Source organism: Citrobacter sp. wls708, assembly GCF_005281255.1.
GTDB lineage: Bacteria > Pseudomonadota > Gammaproteobacteria > Enterobacterales > Enterobacteriaceae > Citrobacter > Citrobacter werkmanii.
This window is the reverse complement of sequence record NZ_SZXE01000032.1, coordinates 1-19,833: the sequence shown is the minus strand read 5'-3', so window position 1 is coordinate 19,833 and position 19,833 is coordinate 1. Positions and strand designations below refer to the sequence as shown.

Sequence of the window (19,833 nt, the reverse complement as noted above, 5' to 3'; positions counted from 1 at the left end):
GTCTCTCTTGCTTCATCCGTCGTCTGACAAGCCACGTCCTTACTTTTTTGGAATGAGCTATGTCTGCCACTACTAAACCATCACGCCGCGAACAGCGCGCCCAGGCCCAACACTTTATCGATACCCTGGAAGGTACCGCCTTTCCTGAGTCCAGACGCATCTATATCACCGGTTCGCAGCCGGATATCCGCATCCCGATGCGCGAAATTCAGCTCAGCCCAACGCTGATTGGCGGCAGTAAAGATAACCCGCAGTTTGAGGCGAACGAAGCCGTACCGGTGTACGACACCTCCGGCCCGTATGGCGATCCTGAGGTGGCGATTAACGTCCAGCAGGGTCTGGCGAAACTGCGCCAGCCGTGGATTGACGCACGCAACGATAGCGAAGAATTAGACGACCGTAGCTCGGCTTACACCAAAGAACGTCTGGCCGACGATGGTCTGGACGATCTGCGTTTTACCGGCCTGCTGACGCCGAAACGCGCCAAAGCAGGCAAGCGCGTCACCCAGTTGCATTACGCCCGCCAGGGGATCGTCACTCCCGAAATGGAGTTTATCGCCATCCGTGAAAATATGGGCCGCGAGCGCATTCGCAGTGAAGTGCTGCGCCACCAGCATCCGGGGATGAGCTTCGGCGCACGCCTGCCGGAAAACATCACCCCGGAATTCGTGCGTGATGAAGTGGCTGCCGGCCGTGCGATTATCCCCGCCAACATCAACCACCCGGAATCGGAGCCGATGATCATTGGCCGCAACTTCCTGGTCAAAGTGAATGCCAACATCGGTAACTCGGCGGTCACCTCCTCCATCGAAGAAGAGGTGGAAAAACTGGTCTGGTCGACCCGCTGGGGCGCGGACACGGTAATGGACCTCTCCACCGGCCGCTATATTCATGAAACCCGCGAGTGGATCCTGCGTAACAGCCCGGTACCGATCGGCACCGTGCCGATCTATCAGGCGCTGGAGAAGGTCAACGGGATCGCCGAAGATCTCACCTGGGAAGCGTTCCGCGACACGCTGCTGGAGCAGGCCGAACAAGGCGTCGACTACTTCACCATCCATGCGGGCGTATTGCTGCGCTACGTGCCAATGACCGCCAAACGCCTGACCGGTATTGTCTCGCGCGGCGGTTCAATCATGGCGAAATGGTGTCTCTCCCATCACAAAGAGAACTTCCTGTTCGAACATTTCCGCGAGATTTGCGAAATCTGCGCCGCCTACGACGTTTCCCTGTCGCTGGGCGACGGCCTGCGTCCCGGCTCCATCCAGGACGCCAACGACGAAGCGCAGTTCTCCGAGCTGCATACGCTGGGTGAGCTGACCAAAATCGCCTGGGAATACGATGTGCAGGTGATGATTGAAGGCCCGGGCCACGTGCCGATGCATATGATTCAGCGCAACATGACCGAAGAGCTGGAGAGCTGCCACGAAGCGCCGTTCTACACCTTAGGGCCGTTGACGACCGATATCGCGCCGGGCTATGACCACTTCACCTCCGGCATAGGCGCCGCAATGATCGGCTGGTTCGGCTGTGCGATGCTGTGTTACGTGACGCCGAAAGAGCACCTCGGCCTGCCGAACAAAGAAGATGTGAAGCAGGGGCTGATCACCTACAAAATCGCCGCCCACGCCGCGGATTTAGCCAAAGGACATCCGGGCGCGCAGATCCGCGATAACGCCATGTCGAAAGCGCGCTTTGAATTCCGCTGGGAAGATCAGTTTAACCTCGCGCTCGACCCGTTCACCGCCCGCGCTTATCACGATGAAACCCTGCCACAAGAATCCGGCAAGGTAGCCCACTTCTGTTCCATGTGCGGGCCGAAATTCTGCTCGATGAAAATCAGCCAGGAAGTGCGTGATTACGCCGCCGCGCAAACCATTGAAGTGGGGATGGCGGATATGTCGGAAAACTTCCGCGCCAAAGGCGGCGAAATTTATCTCAAACGGGAGGAAGCCTGATGTATCAGCCTGATTTCCTAACCGTCCCGTTCCGCCTCGGGCTTTACCCGGTGGTAGACAGCGTTGAATGGATTGAACGTCTGCTGGAGGCGGGCGTGCGCACCATCCAGTTGCGTATCAAAGAGAAACGCGATGAAGAGGTGGAAGCCGACGTTATCGCCGCCATCGCACTGGGGCGTCGTTATGATGCCCGCCTGTTTATTAACGACTACTGGCGGCTGGCGATTAAGCACAACGCCTACGGCGTGCATCTGGGCCAGGAAGACCTCGAAACCACCGACCTGCAGGCCATTCAGGCGGCGGGCTTACGCCTGGGTGTATCCACTCACGATGATATGGAGATTAACGTCGCACTCGCCGCTAAGCCTTCTTATATCGCGCTCGGCCACGTCTTCCCGACACAAACCAAGCAGATGCCTTCCGCCCCGCAGGGACTGGCGCAGCTGGCAAGCCATATTGCGCGCCTGGCAGATTACCCGACCGTGGCAATTGGCGGCATCAGCCTTGAACGCGCCCCGTCGGTGCTGGCGACTGGCGTCGGCAGTATTGCCGTGGTCAGCGCTATTACTCAGGCCGCCGACTGGCGCGCCGCTACCGCGCAGTTACTGGATATTGCGGGGGTTGGCGATGAATGACCGCGATTTTATGCGCTACAGCCGACAAATCCTGCTCGGCGATATCGCCATTGAAGGCCAGCAAAAGCTGCTCGCGAGTCATGTGCTGATCGTGGGTTTAGGCGGGTTAGGTTCACCTGCCGCGCTGTATCTGGCGGGAGCAGGCATCGGCAAACTGACGCTGGTAGACGATGACGACATTCATCTGAGCAATTTGCAGCGCCAGATTCTATTTACCACCGATGATATCGCACGTTCAAAATCTCAGGTTGCCCGGCAGCGCCTGACACGGCTCAACCCGGATATCGAACTGGTATCACTCCAGCAGCGACTTAAAGGCGATGCGCTCCGGCATACGGTCGCGCGGGCCGATGTAGTGCTCGACTGTACCGATAACATGGCCACGCGCCAGGAAATCAACGCCGCCTGCGTAGCGCTCAATATCCCACTCATCACCGCCAGCGCTGTCGGCTTTGGCGGTCAGTTGATGGTGCTCACGCCGCCGTGGGAACAAGGGTGTTACCGCTGCCTGTGGCCGGATGATGTAGAGCCGGAACGCAACTGCCGCACCGCTGGCGTGCTCGGCCCGGTGGTGGGCGTGATGGGTACCTTGCAGGCGCTGGAGGCGATTAAATTACTTAGCGGTATTGAGACGCCGAGCGGGGAACTACGTCTGTTTGACGGCAAAACCAGCCAGTGGCGCAGCCTCGCGCTGCGTCGCGCCAACGGCTGTCCGGTATGCGGAGGGCAGCATGCAAATTCAATTCAATGATGAGCCGATGCAGTGCGCCGCAGGGCAAACCGTCAGCGGGCTGCTTATCCAGCTCAACCAGCTCAAACCGGGCGCAGCGTTGGCGCTCAATCAGCAGATCCTGCCGCGCGAGCAGTGGGAACAGCAAATCGTGCAGGAAGGCGACCAGATCCTGCTTTTTCAGGTTATTGCAGGGGGTTGAGATGTTACGTATTGCCGACAAAACGTTTGATTCACATCTGTTCACCGGTACCGGGAAGTTTGCCTCTTCGCAACTGATGATCGAGGCGATTCACGCTTCCGGCAGCCAGTTGGTGACGCTGGCGATGAAGCGCGTGGACCTGCGCCAGCACAACGATGCGATTCTGGCGCCGCTAATTGAATCGGGCGTCACGCTGCTACCCAATACCTCCGGGGCGAAAACCGCCGAAGAGGCGATCTTCGCCGCCCAACTGGCGCGTGAAGCGCTGGGCACCCACTGGCTGAAATTAGAAATCCACCCGGACGCCCGTTGGCTGCTGCCGGATCCAATCGAAACGCTAAAAGCCGCCGAGGCGCTGGTGAATCAGGGTTTTGTCGTGCTGCCCTACTGCGGCGCGGATCCGGTTTTGTGCAAGCGGCTGGAAGAGGTCGGCTGCGCGGCGGTGATGCCGCTCGGCGCGCCTATCGGCTCTAACCAGGGGCTGGAAACCAAAGCCATGCTGGAGATCATTATCCAGCAGGCCACCGTGCCGGTGGTGGTCGACGCCGGGATCGGCGTGCCCAGCCACGCGACGCTGGCGCTGGAAATGGGCGCTGATGCGGTGCTGGTCAACACGGCGATTGCCGTGGCGGACGATCCGGTGATGATGGCAACCGCCTTTCGTCTGGCGGTGGAAGCCGGATTACTGGCGCGGCAGGCTGTGCCAGGAAGCAAAAGTTCGCAGGCCAGCGCCACCAGCCCGCTCACCGGCTTTCTGGAGGCGTTAGCATGAAAACCTTCACCGACCGCTGGCGGCAACTGGAGTGGGACGACATTCGCCTGCGCATCAACGGTAAAACCGCCGCTGACGTGGAACGTGCGCTTAACGCTCCACAGCTAAGTCGTGACGACCTGATGGCACTGCTCTCCCCCGCCGCCGCCGATTACCTTGAACCGCTGGCGCAACGGGCGCAAAGGCTGACTCGCCAGCGCTTCGGCAACACCGTCAGTTTTTACGTGCCGCTTTATCTCTCAAACCTCTGCGCTAATGACTGTACCTACTGCGGTTTTTCTATGAGCAACCGCATCAAACGTAAGACGCTGGACGAGGCAGAAATCGCCCGCGAGTGCGCCGCCATCCGCGAGTTAGGTTTTGAACACCTGCTGCTGGTCACCGGTGAACACCAGAGCAAAGTGGGCATGGACTACTTTCGCCGCCATTTACCTGACATTCGCCGTCAGTTCGCCTCGTTACAGATGGAAGTGCAGCCGCTGGCAACCGAGGAATATGCCGAGCTGAAGATGCTGGGGCTGGACGGGGTGATGGTGTATCAGGAGAGCTATCATGAAGCGACTTATGCCCATCATCATTTAAAGGGGAAAAAGCAGGATTTCTTCTGGCGGCTGGAAACACCGGACAGGCTGGGCCGCGCTGGAATCGATAAAATCGGTCTTGGCGCGTTGATTGGTTTGTCTGACAGCTGGCGGGTGGATTGTTATATGGTCGCCGAACATCTGCTGTGGATGCAGCAGCATTACTGGCAGAGCCGCTACTCCATCTCCTTTCCTCGTCTGCGCCCATGCACCGGGGGCGTTGAACCCGCATCGATCATGGACGAGCGACAGTTGCTCCAGAGCATTTGCGCGTTTCGTTTACTGACGCCAGAAATTGAGCTGTCGCTCTCCACCCGCGAATCACCCTGGTTTCGTGACCATGTGATCCCACTGGCGATCAATAATGTCAGCGCCTTCTCAAAAACCCAGCCTGGCGGTTATGCCGATAACCATCCAGAGCTGGAGCAGTTTTCCCCGCACGACGACCGTCGCCCTGAAGCCGTTGCTGAAGCACTCATGGCGCGGGGATTACAGCCCGTGTGGAAAGACTGGGACAGCTATCTGGGGCGCGCTACGCAGATGCCGTAAGCCCGGAGCGATCGCATTAAACAAAAGCCCCGACTAGTGCAGTCAGGGCTTTAAGTTACTACAAACTTCAGATTTAACATTAATAAACTTAACGATTTAGTACTGCTGATGGTACTACTTTAAAATGTACAGGTTTACTACAGATAATATTGGATTTTGATACTAACTAAAACTTTCCTCTATTTACCGTTAAACACATTCCACCGGCTTGATAATAAAACTCAAGGCTGGTGACCTAAACAAGTACACTTCCCCTCGCGACATATACTCTTTGATGCGTTGCCTTATTTCCCTTGCGATAACCATAAAAACAGAAATCACAAACACTTACTATTAAATCATGGCGTTACATCGTCGCGCTTTACTAACTTTTTGCGATTAGATAAATCAACTACGTGGCCTGAAAGCATTGTCGAAGTGAAAAAATAGCGTTTTCAGCATCGACTACCCCAAACAAAAAATACTTCGTGGCCTTTATCGCAACCCCCAATAAAGCTTTACTAACACTTACTACGTTAACAGCAAACGACTATTTCCCTGCTGTTAAGCATTAACATACGGGTTTAAAAAACGCTGTCAATACTGTTTTTTATAACATGTTTTTATTGCCAGTAATTATATATTCCCGCATGTGATAAGCGTACCAAAGAGCCGCCAGCCTCGGTTCAGATCGTTGAGTTTTGCTTCTTTTTGTAACCGGTTTCAGAAAAAGTGGTTTTCTTTGTGATGCCTTGCACACAATCGTTGCAAAGCAGTTGTTGCTACAGCTGGCTCACGATAATTATCAACCCACACATGTTGAGCGAGACTGCTTATGAAAAACATCGTTTTATGCTGTGCCGCCGGAATGTCCACCAGCATGCTGGTACAAAGGATGAAAGATGCCGCCCAGAAAAAAGGTGTCGACGTCACGATCAAAGCTGTCCCGGTGGCTGAGTTTGAAGAGAATATCGCCACTGCAGATATCGTGTTGCTTGGTCCACAGGTTAAATATGAGCAGGCCAAGCTGCAGGCGCTCGCCGACCCGCTAGGCAAAAAAGTCGCCGTTATCGATATGATGGATTACGGCATGATGAAAGGTGACGCCGTACTGGAAAAAGCGCTGAAACTACTGGAGTGATGACATGGAAGAGTTAGAAACGATCATCATGGAATTATTAGTCAACGCCGGAGCCGCCCGCAGTCAGGCCCTGACAGCGCTACAACTGGCGCGTAAAGGTGACTTTACTGGTGCGGAACAAGCAATGGTGGAATCACGCGAGTACGTCAAACAGGCACATAAAATCCAGACCCAGCTAATCGGCATTGACGAAGGTACCGGCAAGCTACCGGTTAATCTCATCACAGTCCATTCGCAGGATCACCTGATGAACGCGATGGTGATTCAAGATTTGGCGGGCGACATGATTGAGCTTTATCGGCGGTTGCCGCCGGTAAATTAATAACACTGCCGGATGGCGGCTTCGTAACCTCACAGGCCGTATAAGAGCAGCGCCATCAGGCCTAACATAGACATAAAAAAACCCGCCGAAGCGGGTTTTTTATTATGGTCAGCAACGATTAATCGTTGTCAGAACCGCCCAGGCCTGCGTTCAGCAGTTCTGCCAGGCTGGCAGACGCATCTTCAGCAGTCACCTGCGGAGCAGCTGGCAGTTCGCCCGCTGCGCGACGGCGCATACGATCCTGGTGGTACGCGTAACCGGTACCGGCCGGGATCAGACGACCCACGATGACGTTCTCTTTCAGACCGCGCAGTTCGTCGCGTTTGCCCGCAACGGCTGCTTCGGTCAGCACGCGAGTGGTCTCCTGGAACGATGCCGCGGAGATGAACGACTCAGTTGCCAGAGACGCTTTGGTGATACCCAGCAGATCGCGGGAGAAGGTTGCGCCCACTTTGCCGTTCGCTTCCAGCTCGCGGTTAGCGATCTTGACGCGGGAGTATTCAACCTGCTCGCCTTCCAGGAAGTCGGAGCTACCAGCGCTTTCGATGGTGGCTTTACGCAGCATCTGACGAACGATAACTTCGATGTGTTTATCGTTAATCTTAACACCCTGCAGGCGGTATACGTCCTGAACTTCGTTAACGATGTAACGAGTTACAGCATGCACACCACGCAGACGCAGGATGTCGTGCGGCGCTTCCGGACCGTCGGAAACCACGTCACCACGTTCTACACGTTCACCTTCGAACACGTTGAGCTGACGCCATTTCGGAATCATCTCTTCGTAAGGTTCGCTACCGTCTACCGGGGTGATAACCAGGCGACGTTTCCCTTTGGTTTCTTTACCGAAGGAAATGATGCCGCTGATTTCAGCCAGGATTGCCGGCTCTTTCGGACGACGAGCTTCGAACAGGTCCGCAACGCGCGGCAGACCACCGGTGATGTCCTTGGTACCGCCGGATTCCTGCGGAACACGGGCCAGGGTGTCACCAGAGCTGATCTGTACGCCATCTTCCAGCTGAACAATCGCTTTACCTGGCAGGAAGTACTGAGCAGGCATATCGGTGCCTGGGATCAGAACGTCGTTGCCCTGAGCATCAACAATTTTCAGTGCCGGACGCAGGTCTTTACCACCCGACGTACGCTCTGCAGAATCCAGTACGACCAGAGAAGACAGACCGGTCAGCTCATCGGTCTGACGAGTAATGGTCTGGCCGTCGATCATGTCAGTGAAGCGGACGAAACCACTCACTTCGGTGATAACCGGCATGGTGTGCGGATCCCAGTTCGCTACGGTTTCGCCGCCAGCAACCTGTTCGCCATCACCTTTCGCCATAACGGAGCCGTAAGGCACTTTATAGCTTTCTTTGGTACGACCGAATTCGTCGATCAGTTTCAGTTCGGTGTTACGTGAGGTGATAACCAGTTTACCGCTGGAGTTAACAACCGACTTCGCATTGCTCAGACGGATGCTACCTTTGTTTTTCACCTGGATGCTGGATTCAGCAGCCGCACGAGATGCCGCACCACCGATGTGGAACGTACGCATCGTCAGCTGTGTACCCGGTTCACCGATGGACTGTGCCGCGATAACGCCGATTGCTTCACCTTTGTTGATGATGTGGCCACGCGCCAGGTCACGACCATAGCAGTGCGCACATACACCAAAGTCGGTGTCACAGGATACAACGGAACGGACTTTCACGGAGTCAACGGAGTTCTCTTCCAGCAGGTCACACCACTGTTCGTGCAGCAGCGTGTTACGTGGAACCAGAATATCCGCGGTACCCGGCTTCAGAACGTCTTCAGCAGTCACACGACCCAGAACGCGATCGCGCAGCGGCTCTTTAACGTCACCACCCTCGATAACCGGGGTCATGGTGATGCCTTCCAGCGTGCCGCAATCGTCCTCAGTAACAACCAGGTCCTGCGCAACGTCAACCAGACGACGCGTCAGATAACCGGAGTTCGCTGTTTTCAGTGCGGTATCCGCCAGACCTTTACGCGCACCGTGAGTAGAGATGAAGTACTGGAGTACGTTCAGACCTTCACGGAAGTTCGCGGTGATTGGCGTTTCGATGATGGAGCCATCTGGCTTCGCCATCAGACCACGCATACCAGCCAGCTGACGAATCTGTGCTGCAGAACCACGCGCACCGGAGTCAGCCATCATGTAAATGCTGTTGAAGGAAACCTGCTGCTCTTCTACGCCGTCACGGTTAATAACGGTTTCAGTCTGCAGGTTATCCATCATCGCTTTGGATACACGATCGTTCGCCGCAGCCCAGATATCGATAACTTTGTTATAGCGTTCGCCTGCGGTTACCAGACCAGACTGGAACTGCTCCTGGATCTCAGCAACTTCAGCTTCCGCTTCAGAGATGATCTCGTGTTTCTTCTCCGGGATGACCATGTCATCAATACCAACAGATGCACCTGAACGCGCTGCATAAGCAAAGCCGGTGTACATTGTCTGGTCAGCGAAGATAACGGTCGGCTTCAGGCCCAGAATGCGGTAACAGGTGTTCAGCATTTTGGAGATGGCTTTCTTACCCAGCGCCTGGTTGACGATGGAGAAAGGCAGACCTTTCGGTACGATCATCCACAGAATGGCGCGACCAATGGTCGTGTCTTTCAGGCTGGTGTGCGCAACGAATTCGCCGTTTTCATCTTTTTCATATTCAGTGATACGCACTTTAACGCGCGCATGCAGAGAGGCCAGGCCAGCGCGATAGATACGCTCAGCTTCTTTCGGGCCAGTCAGCACCATGCCTTCGCCTTTGGCGTTAACACAGTCACGGGTCATGTAGTACAGACCCAATACAACGTCCTGAGACGGAACGATGATAGGTTCGCCGTTCGCCGGAGACAGGATGTTGTTGGTAGACATCATCAGCGCACGCGCTTCGAGCTGGGCTTCCAGCGTCAGCGGTACGTGAACAGCCATCTGGTCACCATCGAAGTCGGCGTTATATGCCGCACAAACCAGCGGGTGCAGCTGGATAGCTTTACCTTCTATCAGTACCGGCTCAAATGCCTGGATACCCAGACGGTGCAGGGTTGGTGCACGGTTCAACAGTACCGGGTGTTCGCGGATAACTTCGTCCAGGATATCCCAAACGACAGCTTCTTCACGCTCAACCATTTTCTTAGCGGCTTTGATGGTGGTGGCGAGGCCACGCAGTTCCAGCTTGCCGTAGATGAACGGTTTGAACAGTTCCAGTGCCATTTTCTTCGGCAGACCGCACTGATGCAGACGCAGGTATGGACCTACGGTGATTACAGAACGACCGGAGTAGTCAACACGCTTACCGAGCAGGTTCTGACGGAAACGACCCTGTTTACCTTTGATCATATCGGCCAAAGATTTCAGAGGACGCTTGTTAGAACCGGTGATCGCACGACCACGACGACCGTTATCCAGCAGGGCGTCAACCGCTTCCTGCAGCATACGTTTTTCGTTGCGTACGATGATGTCCGGCGCAGCCAGATCCAACAGACGCTTCAGACGGTTGTTACGGTTGATCACACGACGATACAGATCGTTCAGATCTGACGTTGCGAAACGACCGCCATCAAGCGGAACCAGCGGACGCAGATCTGGCGGCAGAACCGGCAGAACGGTCAGGATCATCCACTCTGGCTTGTTGCCAGACTGTACGAAGGCTTCCAGCAGTTTGATACGCTTGGTCAGCTTTTTACGCTTGGTTTCGGAGTTGGTTTCGTTCAGCTCTTCGCGCAGAGTTTCACACTCTTGCTCCAGATCCATGCTCTTCAGCAGGGCCTGGATAGCTTCCGCACCCATCTTCGCGTCGAATTCGTCACCGAACTCTTCCAGCGCGTCCAGATACTGCTCTTCAGTCAGGATCTGTTGACGTTCCAGGTTGGTCATACCGCCTTCGATAACGACATAAGATTCGAAGTACAGTACGCGTTCGATATCGCGCAGCGGCATATCGAGCAGCAGACCGATACGGGACGGCAGCGATTTCAGGAACCAGATATGCGCGGTCGGAGACGCCAGCTCGATGTGGCCCATACGCTCACGGCGTACTTTGGTCTGGGTCACTTCAACGCCGCACTTCTCACAGATCACACCACGATGTTTCAGGCGCTTGTACTTACCGCACAGGCACTCGTAGTCTTTTACCGGCCCAAAGATACGGGCGCAGAAAAGGCCGTCACGCTCAGGTTTGAACGTACGGTAGTTGATGGTTTCCGGCTTCTTAACTTCACCGAAAGACCATGAACGGATCATGTCTGGCGAGGCCAGAGCAATTTTGATCGCATCAAACTCTTCGGTTTTAGTCTGCGCTTTCAGAAACTTTAATAAATCTTTCACGGATTTGCTCCCGTCGGAGTTAGCACAATCTGGCGCTGGCTGTTACGCCAGCACCAGTGACCTGTTTGATCGAGAGTTACTCGTCTTCCAGCTCGATGTTGATACCCAGCGAACGAATCTCTTTCAACAGTACGTTGAAGGATTCCGGCATGCCTGGTTCCATCTGATGGTTGCCGTCCACGATGTTTTTATACATCTTAGTACGACCGTTCACGTCATCAGACTTAACGGTGAGCATTTCCTGCAGGGTGTATGCCGCGCCATATGCTTCCAGCGCCCACACTTCCATCTCCCCGAAGCGCTGACCACCGAACTGAGCCTTACCACCCAGCGGCTGCTGAGTAACCAGGCTGTAAGAACCGGTAGAACGCGCGTGCATCTTGTCATCAACCAGGTGGTTCAGTTTCAGCATGTACATGTAGCCAACGGTAACCTGGCGCTCGAACTGCTCACCGGTACGACCGTCGAACAGGGTAATCTGACCGGAAGTCGGCAGGCCACCCAGCTGTAACAGTTCCTTGATTTCAGACTCTTTCGCACCGTCGAAGACCGGCGTTGCGATCGGCATACCTTTTTTCAGGTTTTCAGCCAGACGCAGAACTTCTTCATCGCTGAAGGTATTCAGGTCAACTTTCTGACGAACATCTGAACCCAGATCGTAAGCACGCTGGATGAACTCGCGCAGTTTGGCGACTTCCTGTTGCTGTTTCAGCATGGCGTTGATCTTATCGCCGATACCTTTCGCAGCCATACCCAGGTGGGTTTCAAGGATCTGACCGATGTTCATACGCGATGGTACGCCCAGCGGGTTCAGTACGATATCTACCGGCGTACCGTTAGCATCGTGTGGCATATCTTCGATCGGGTTGATCTTAGAGATTACACCCTTGTTACCGTGACGACCTGCCATCTTATCACCAGGCTGGATCCGACGTTTAACCGCCAGATAAACCTTAACAATCTTCAGCACGCCCGGTGCCAGATCGTCGCCCTGAGTGATTTTACGGCGTTTCGCTTCGAGTTTTTTCTCGAATTCGTGTTTCAGTTCGTCGTACTGCTCAGCCAGTTGTTCCAGCTGATTCTGTTTCTCTTCGTCGGTCAGGCCGAGTTCTAACCAGCGGTCACGCGGCAGTTTGTCGAGCTTCTCAGCTTCAACACCACCGGAAACCAGCACAGCGTAGATACGGCTGAACAGACCCGCTTCGAGGATCTGCAGTTCTTCAGACAGGTCTTTCTTAGCCTGCTTCAGCTGCATCTCTTCGATTTCCAGCGCACGTTTGTCTTTTTCTACGCCATCGCGAGTAAAGACCTGAACGTCGATAATCGTACCGGAAACACCGTTTGGCACGCGCAGAGAAGAGTCTTTAACGTCAGACGCTTTCTCACCGAAGATCGCACGCAGCAGTTTCTCTTCCGGCGTCAGCTGGGTTTCACCTTTCGGCGTTACCTTACCAACCAGAATATCGCCACCGGTCACTTCCGCACCGATATAAACGATACCGGATTCATCCAGTTTAGAGAGCGCAGCTTCACCCACGTTCGGGATGTCAGCGGTGATCTCTTCCGGCCCCAGCTTGGTGTCACGGGACACACATGCCAGTTCCTGAATGTGGATGGTGGTGAAACGGTCTTCCTGGACAACACGCTCGGATACGAGGATGGAGTCTTCGAAGTTGTAACCATTCCATGGCATGAATGCCACGCGCATGTTCTGACCCAGCGCCAGTTCACCAAGGTCGGTGGACGGACCGTCTGCCAGCACATCACCACGTTCAACCGGCTCGCCCAGAGATACGCAAGGCATCTGGTTGATACAGGTGTTCTGGTTAGAACGGGTGTATTTAGTCAGGTTATAAATGTCGATACCTGCTTCGCCCGGGTACATCTCGTCTTCGTTAACTTTGATAACGATACGGGAAGCATCCACGTACTGAACAGTACCGCCACGTTTAGCAACTGCAGTAACACCGGAGTCAACGGCAACAGCACGTTCCATACCGGTACCAACCAGCGGCTTATCAGCACGCAGAGTCGGAACCGCCTGACGTTGCATGTTCGCACCCATCAATGCACGGTTGGCGTCATCGTGTTCCAGGAACGGGATCAGGGACGCACCGACGGATACCACCTGCTGGGTGGATACGTCCATGTAGTCAACCTGGTCGCGGCTGAACAAGCTGGATTCGCCTTTGCTACGGCAGGTAACCAGATCTTCTACAAAGTGGCCTTCGTCATCCAGGTTGGAGTTCGCCTGAGCGATAACGTAGTTACCTTCTTCGATAGCAGACAGGTAGTGAATTTCATCAGTTACAACACCGTCGGTCACTTTACGGTACGGAGTCTCAAGGAAGCCGTATTCGTTAGTCTGTGCATACACGGACAGTGAGTTGATCAGACCGATGTTCGGACCTTCAGGCGTTTCGATTGGACATACGCGACCGTAGTGAGTCGGGTGTACGTCTCGAACTTCGAAGCCTGCGCGTTCACGGGTCAAACCGCCTGGGCCGAGTGCGGAGATACGACGTTTGTGCGTAATCTCAGACAGCGGGTTGTTCTGGTCCATAAACTGAGACAGCTGGCTGGAACCAAAGAACTCTTTCACTGCTGCAGAAATCGGCTTGGCGTTGATCATATCCTGAGGCATCAGGGTATCCAGATCGCCCAGAGACAGACGCTCTTTCACCGCACGCTCAACACGCACCAGGCCAACGCGGAATTGGTTTTCCGCCATTTCGCCTACGGAACGGATACGACGGTTGCCAAGGTGGTCGATATCATCGACTTCGCCTTTACCGTTACGGATATCGATGAGCTTCTTCATCACTTCAATGATGTCGTCTTTGCTCAGGATACCGGAACCTTCGATTTCGTCGCGCAGCAGAGAACGGTTGAACTTCATACGACCAACCGCAGACAGGTCATAGCGGTCTTCGGAGAAGAACAGGTTCTCGAACAGACTTTCCGCAGCTTCACGAGTCGGCGGCTCACCAGGGCGCATCATGCGGTAGATTTCTACCAGCGCGCTCAGACGATCGTTGGTTGGGTCGACGCGTACAGTTTCAGAAATGTACGGACCGTGGTCCAGATCGTTAGTGAACAGCGTTTCGATACGCTTGTGACCAGACTGGCTCAGCTTAGCCAGCAGATCCAGGCTCAGCTCCATGTTAGCTGCGCAGATCAGCTCGCCAGTAGATTCGTCAACGTAGTCTTTAGCCGCAACCTTACCAGCAATGTATTCAACCGGAACTTCGATATGCTTGATATCGTCTTTTTCCAGCTGGCGAATATGGCGCGCAGTGATGCGACGGCCTTTTTCGACGTAGACTTTGCCGTTAGCTTCGATGTCAAAGGAGGCGGTTTCACCACGCAGGCGTTCCGGCACCAGTTCCATCTGCAGCTTGTTGTCACGAATTTCGAAAACAACTTTTTCAAAGAACAGGTCAAGGATCTGCTCAGTGGTGTAGTTCAGCGCACGCAGAATGATGGTCGCAGGCAGTTTACGGCGACGGTCAATACGTACGAACAGGTTGTCCTTCGGATCGAATTCGAAGTCCAGCCAGGAACCACGGTAAGGAATAATACGCGCGTTATACAGCACTTTACCCGAAGAGTGGGTTTTACCTTTGTCGGAGTCAAAGAAGACGCCAGGACTACGGTGCAGCTGAGAAACGATAACACGCTCAGTACCGTTGATAACAAAGGTACCGTTGTCGGTCATGAGCGGAATTTCGCCCATGTAGACTTCTTGTTCTTTAATGTCTTTTACGGTGCCTTCCGGCGCTTCGCGCTCGTAGATCACCAGACGCAGTTTTACGCGCAGCGGTGCGGAATAGGTCACGCCACGGATCTGACATTCCTGAACGTCAAACACCGGTTCGCCAAGACGGTAGCTGACGTATTGCAGCTCGGAATTACCGCTGTAGCTCTGAATCGGGAAAACGGAACGGAAAGCTGCTTCCAGACCATACTGCCCTTCAGGATCTTGCTCGATGAACTTCTGAAACGAGTCAAGCTGGATAGAAAGGAGATAAGGTATGTCCAACACTTGCGGACGTTTACCAAAATCCTTACGAATACGTTTTTTCTCGGTATAGGAGTAAACCATTAGGGTTCCTCAGCTCGCTGACAAGTCGACCCATCTGTCCATTGAGCGGACAGTTTGTGCAACACTATTTTGTTGACCGGAAAATCGAATACTTTCCGCAATGCCTGTTGCTATCACGCTTAAACCATTTCATTGCGATTTACACAGAACTGACGCTCTGTCGCAGTATATTAAGACGTCGATAGAAACAAGCATTGAAAGGCACAGCAGTAGTCAAACAGTGTGAAACGCTACTGGCGCCTTACAGCGCAAAAAGGCTGGTGACTAAAAAGTCACCAGCCATCAGCCTAATTTCTTAGGCTGCAACCAGAAAAGTTGGCTTATTTAACTTCAACTTCAGCGCCAGCTTCTTCCAGAGATTTTTTCAGTGCTTCTGCGTCGTCTTTGCTCACGCCTTCTTTCAGCGCAGCCGGTGCAGATTCTACCAGGTCTTTAGCTTCTTTCAGACCCAGGCCAGTTGCGCCACGTACTGCTTTGATAACAGCAACTTTGTTAGCGCCAGCAGCTTTCAGAATTACGTCGAATTCAGTTTTTTCTTCAGCAGCTTCAGCCGGGCCAGCAGCTACAGCTACAGCAGCAGCAGCGGAAACACCGAATTTTTCTTCCATTGCAGAAATCAGTTCTACAACGTCCATTACGGACATAGCGGATACTGCTTCAATGATTTGATCTTTAGTGATAGACATTTAAATTGTTCCTGAAAATCAGAATAAGTTTATACGTAAGCAGATGCTTGAGAAAGGTAACTGCAATTAAGCAGCTTCTTTCGCATCGCGTACAGCAGCCAGAGTACGAACCAGTTTGCCAGCCGAAGCTTCTTTCATGGTTGCCATCAGGCGTGCAATTGCTTCTTCGTAGGTCGGCAGAGTTGCCAGGCGGTCGATATTCGATGCCGTAATCAACTCACCTTCAAAGGCTGCGGCTTTGACCTCAAATTTTGCATTCGCTTTCGCGAACTCTTTGAACAGACGAGCAGCGGCGCCCGGATGTTCCATAGAGTATGCAATCAGGGTCGGACCAACAAACGTGTCTTTCAGGCACTCGAACTGAGTACCTTCAACGACGCGGCGCAGCAGGGTGTTACGAACAACACGCATGTATACGCCAGCTTCACGACCTGCTTTACGCAGTTCAGTCATTTTATCTACAGTTACGCCACGGGAATCCGCAACTACTGCAGACAGCGCGCCTTTGGCTACTTCGCTGACTTCAGCAACAATCGCTTGTTTGTCTTGAAGATTTAAAGCCATTAGCTTTGCTCCTGGATGTTTGCCGGAACTCATGTTCCGGAACTCACTTCACTCCCCCCAACGGAGAGAGCGTCTAAATACGGTGAGCAGAAACAAGCCAGAGTATCAGAAATAATCTTAGCGTTCTGTCACCGTCTACGCAGGGCATTAAGTTTCTTGCGAAACACCTGCGGTCTTCGACGGAGGCCTGGATAGGCCAGGCTCCAACGAACAAATCTGTTGTCTATCGGCCGAAGCTAATAGAATCGTGGGCGAAGATTGTAGACAAATTCGCCGCCCACGTAAAGCTAATCTTAGACGTTCGCAGACGCGCTCAGACCAGCCTGATCAACGGCAACACCAGCACCCATGGTGGTGGAGATGCTAACTTTCTTGATGTACACGCCTTTTGCCTGAGTCGGTTTTGCTTTTTTCAGCGCAACCAGCAGAGCTTCCAGGTTTTCTTTCAGTTTGTCAGCGTCAAAATCCACTTTACCGATGGTGGTGTGGATGATGCCGTTTTTGTCGTTACGGTAACGAACCTGGCCAGCTTTAGCGTTCTTAACCGCTTCAGCAACGTTCGGAGTTACGGTACCAACTTTCGGGTTTGGCATCAGGCCGCGCGGACCCAGAACCTGACCCAACTGGCCAACAACGCGCATTGCATCCGGAGAAGCAATAACAACGTCAAAGTTCATTTCGCCTTTCTTGATCTGGTCAGCCAGATCTTCCATACCTACCAGTTCAGCGCCTGCAGCTTTAGCAGCTTCAGCGTTTGCGCCCTGGGTAAATACGGCTACGCGAACAGAACGGCCAGTACCGTGCGGCAGTACAGTTGCACCACGTACGTTCTGGTCAGATTTACGAGCGTCGATGCCGAGGTTAACGGCAACGTCCACGCTTTCTACGAATTTAGCAGTGGCCAGCTCTTTCAGCAGAGCAATAGCTTCGTTGATGTCGTACTGTTTAGTTGCATCAACTTTGTCACGGATCACGCGCATACGCTTGGTCAGTTTAGCCATTTCTTAGTCCTCCACTACCAGGCCCATGGAACGTGCAGTACCTTCAATGGAGCGAGTCATCGCTTCAATGTCGGAACCAGTCATGTCGGCAGCTTTGGTCTGCGCGATTTCCTGCAGCTGAGCGCGGGAAATTTTACCCACTTTGTCTTTGTTCGGCTTGCCGGAACCAGACTTGATACCAGCCGCTTTCTTCAGCAGTACTGCTGCCGGAGGCGTTTTGGTAACGAAAGTGAAAGAACGGTCAGCGTAAACGGTGATAACAACCGGGATCGGCAGACCTTTTTCAATGGAATCAGTTTTTGCGTTGAACGCTTTGCAGAATTCCATGATGTTCACGCCTTGTTGACCCAGTGCTGGACCTACCGGCGGACTCGGGTTAGCCATACCAGCTGCAACCTGCAGCTTGACATAGGCTTGGACTTTCTTAGCCATTCTAAATTCCTCTAGTTGGGTTATAGCGCCTCAAAGAGGCTCCCCGTGTTTTTAAATTCGTTTTACGGACAGAGTCCATAAAAACAAAAGGCGCGAAATTGTATTCCAATCTCGCGCCCTGTGCAACGATTAAATCGCCGCTTTTTTGATCGACGTGTTAGGCTTTCTCAACCTGGGCGAAGTCCAGTTCAACCGGAGTCGCACGACCGAAGATAGATACAGAAACTTTCAGACGAGACTTCTCGTAGTCCACTTCTTCAACTACGCCGTTAAAGTCAGCAAACGGACCATCGCTAACGCGGACCATTTCGCCCGGCTCAAACATCGTTTTCGGACGCGGCTTATCACCAACCTGCTGCAGACGGTTCATGATCGCATCAACTTCTTTGTCGCTGATTGGCGCCGGACGGTCAGAAGTACCGCCGATAAAGCCCATCACACGCGGAACGCTGCGCACCAGGTGCCAGCTCGCATCATTCATGACCATCTGCACCAGTACATAGCCCGGGAAGAATTTACGTTCGCTCTTGCGACGCTGGCCACCACGGATCTCGACCACTTCTTCTGTCGGCACCATGACTTCGCCAAACAGCTCTTCCATATTTTGTAACTTGATATATTCGCGCAGCGACGTGGCAACGCGGCCTTCAAAACCGGAAAACGCCTGAACGACGTACCAGCGCTTTTTAGGGGCTTCAGACATCTTAGAACCTCAGGCCAGTGATAAAGGATACCAGGCGAACCAGAATACCATCCAGTCCCCACAGGATCAGTGACATTACTGCGGTAACCGCAGCCACAATTAATGTGGTGTGCAATGTTTCCTGGCGAGTTGGCCAAATGACCTTACGGACTTCGGTTCTCGCTTCACGGGCAAAAGCAACGGTCGCTTTACCTTTTGTTGTCAACAGCGCGACACCACCCGCTGCGGCAATCAGAATCACTACGGCCAGCGCACGCAGCGGCAGCATCATGTCACGATAAAGGTAATTGCCAACGATAGCTACAAGCAGCAATACAGCGACAACAACCCACTTCATCGCTTCCAGGCCGCGCCCGCTTCCTTGAGCTTCGGTATTCGCACTCATAAACCAACCTGTCAGAAGTATTCTACAAACATTTTCACCCCGCGTAAGCGAGGCGATCCAAACCGAAATGCTCTGGTGCGTTTCGGACTAAACGCCCTCTTCAGAGCCTGTCTCAGCAATGATTATGACAAAAAAAATCACTGATGAGCCAGGTTCTGGTGTGAAAGCGTGCAAAAAGGGCATCAAATGATGCCCTTTTATTGCGCATTGCGTCAAATGTTATTCGGCAATTAGCTCATTACTTTGGCAACAACGCCCGCACCTACAGTACGGCCGCCTTCACGGATTGCGAAACGCAGACCGTCGTCCATCGCGATTGGGTGGATCAGGGTAACAACCATTTTGATGTTGTCGCCCGGCATTACCATCTCTACGCCTTCCGGCAGTTCGATGGTGCCAGTCACGTCAGTAGTACGGAAGTAGAACTGCGGACGGTAGCCTTTGAAGAACGGAGTATGACGGCCGCCTTCGTCTTTGGACAGGATGTACACTTCAGATTCGAACTTGGTGTGCGGCTTGATAGAGCCCGGCTTAGCCAGTACCTGACCACGTTCGATTTCTTCACGTTTGATACCACGCAGCAGAACACCAACGTTCTCACCAGCACGGCCTTCGTCCAGCAGTTTGCGGAACATTTCAACGCCAGTACAGGTAGACTTAGCGGTGTCTTTGATACCAACGATTTCAACTTCTTCGCCAACTTTGATGATACCGCGCTCTACACGACCGGTAACAACGGTACCACG

Annotated in this window: 17 protein-coding genes; 8 read left to right on the top strand and 9 right to left on the bottom strand. The window is 53.5% G+C overall.

The genetic code is table 11. The features are described 5' to 3' along the window. Positions 1-59: 59 nt before the first annotated feature. From thiC to FDW97_RS17905, 8 genes are all read left to right on the top strand, one after another. The gene (gene thiC / locus FDW97_RS17940; RefSeq protein ID WP_038636137.1) at positions 60-1,958 is read left to right on the top strand and encodes a phosphomethylpyrimidine synthase ThiC; all 1,899 of its coding nucleotides are present in this window, start codon (positions 60-62) and stop codon (positions 1,956-1,958) included. Continuing rightward, complete coding sequence (thiE, locus tag FDW97_RS17935) at positions 1,958-2,593, top strand: thiamine phosphate synthase (RefSeq protein WP_137351410.1); 636 nt, start codon at positions 1,958-1,960, stop codon at positions 2,591-2,593. The genes thiC and thiE overlap by 1 nt, the downstream gene beginning before the upstream one ends. Beyond that, a complete protein-coding gene (locus FDW97_RS17930) occupies positions 2,586-3,344 on the top strand; it encodes a HesA/MoeB/ThiF family protein (protein ID WP_137351409.1) in 759 nt (252 codons plus the stop codon). Before thiE ends, FDW97_RS17930 begins: the two co-directional genes overlap by 8 nt. Continuing rightward, positions 3,325-3,525 carry a sulfur carrier protein ThiS gene (gene thiS, locus FDW97_RS17925; RefSeq protein WP_001166833.1) on the top strand — a complete coding sequence of 67 codons (201 nt, stop codon included), beginning with the start codon at positions 3,325-3,327 and terminating at the stop codon, positions 3,523-3,525. The genes FDW97_RS17930 and thiS overlap by 20 nt, the downstream gene beginning before the upstream one ends. A 1-nt stretch (position 3,526) precedes the next feature. Further along, positions 3,527-4,297 carry a thiazole synthase gene (gene thiG, locus FDW97_RS17920; protein WP_137351408.1) on the top strand — a complete coding sequence of 257 codons (771 nt, stop codon included), beginning with the start codon at positions 3,527-3,529 and terminating at the stop codon, positions 4,295-4,297. Next, positions 4,294-5,427 (top strand): 2-iminoacetate synthase ThiH, encoded by a 1,134-nt coding sequence (gene thiH / locus FDW97_RS17915; RefSeq protein ID WP_137351407.1) that lies wholly within the window; start codon positions 4,294-4,296, stop codon positions 5,425-5,427. The genes thiG and thiH overlap by 4 nt, the downstream gene beginning before the upstream one ends. Positions 5,428-6,241: 814 nt before the next feature. Continuing rightward, positions 6,242-6,547, top strand: a complete 306-nt coding sequence (locus FDW97_RS17910) for a PTS sugar transporter subunit IIB (protein ID WP_038636123.1) — start codon at positions 6,242-6,244, stop codon at positions 6,545-6,547. A gap of 4 nt (positions 6,548-6,551) precedes the next feature. After that, complete coding sequence (locus FDW97_RS17905; RefSeq protein WP_038636121.1) at positions 6,552-6,869, top strand: PTS lactose/cellobiose transporter subunit IIA; 318 nt, start codon at positions 6,552-6,554, stop codon at positions 6,867-6,869. Between the two features lie 118 nt (positions 6,870-6,987). On the opposite strand, the gene rpoC is transcribed toward FDW97_RS17905, so the two are convergent. From rpoC to FDW97_RS17860, 9 genes are all read right to left on the bottom strand, one after another. Beyond that, the gene (gene rpoC, locus FDW97_RS17900; RefSeq protein ID WP_038636118.1) at positions 6,988-11,211 is read right to left on the bottom strand and encodes a DNA-directed RNA polymerase subunit beta'; all 4,224 of its coding nucleotides are present in this window, start codon (positions 11,209-11,211) and stop codon (positions 6,988-6,990) included. A gap of 76 nt (positions 11,212-11,287) precedes the next feature. Beyond that, a complete protein-coding gene (gene rpoB, locus FDW97_RS17895; protein WP_003033111.1) occupies positions 11,288-15,316 on the bottom strand; it encodes a DNA-directed RNA polymerase subunit beta in 4,029 nt (1,342 codons plus the stop codon). Positions 15,317-15,636: 320 nt separating this feature from the next. Next, complete coding sequence (gene rplL / locus FDW97_RS17890; RefSeq protein ID WP_000028882.1) at positions 15,637-16,002, bottom strand: 50S ribosomal protein L7/L12; 366 nt, start codon at positions 16,000-16,002, stop codon at positions 15,637-15,639. Positions 16,003-16,068: 66 nt separating this feature from the next. Further along, positions 16,069-16,566, bottom strand: a complete 498-nt coding sequence (gene rplJ / locus FDW97_RS17885; protein ID WP_005132895.1) for a 50S ribosomal protein L10 — start codon at positions 16,564-16,566, stop codon at positions 16,069-16,071. A 293-nt stretch (positions 16,567-16,859) separates the two neighbouring features. Further along, positions 16,860-17,567 carry a 50S ribosomal protein L1 gene (gene rplA, locus FDW97_RS17880; protein ID WP_006688358.1) on the bottom strand — a complete coding sequence of 236 codons (708 nt, stop codon included), beginning with the start codon at positions 17,565-17,567 and terminating at the stop codon, positions 16,860-16,862. A gap of 3 nt (positions 17,568-17,570) precedes the next feature. Continuing rightward, positions 17,571-17,999, bottom strand: coding sequence for a 50S ribosomal protein L11 (rplK, locus tag FDW97_RS17875; protein ID WP_038636105.1), 429 nt, complete (start codon positions 17,997-17,999; stop codon positions 17,571-17,573). Between the two features lie 157 nt (positions 18,000-18,156). After that, complete coding sequence (gene nusG, locus FDW97_RS17870; RefSeq protein ID WP_003033125.1) at positions 18,157-18,702, bottom strand: transcription termination/antitermination protein NusG; 546 nt, start codon at positions 18,700-18,702, stop codon at positions 18,157-18,159. Between the two features lies 1 nt (position 18,703). Beyond that, the gene (gene secE / locus FDW97_RS17865; RefSeq protein ID WP_003033128.1) at positions 18,704-19,087 is read right to left on the bottom strand and encodes a preprotein translocase subunit SecE; all 384 of its coding nucleotides are present in this window, start codon (positions 19,085-19,087) and stop codon (positions 18,704-18,706) included. Positions 19,088-19,317: 230 nt separating this feature from the next. Beyond that, a partial coding sequence (locus FDW97_RS17860; RefSeq protein WP_249359802.1) for an EF-Tu/IF-2/RF-3 family GTPase occupies positions 19,318-19,833 on the bottom strand: 516 nt, incomplete at its 5' end.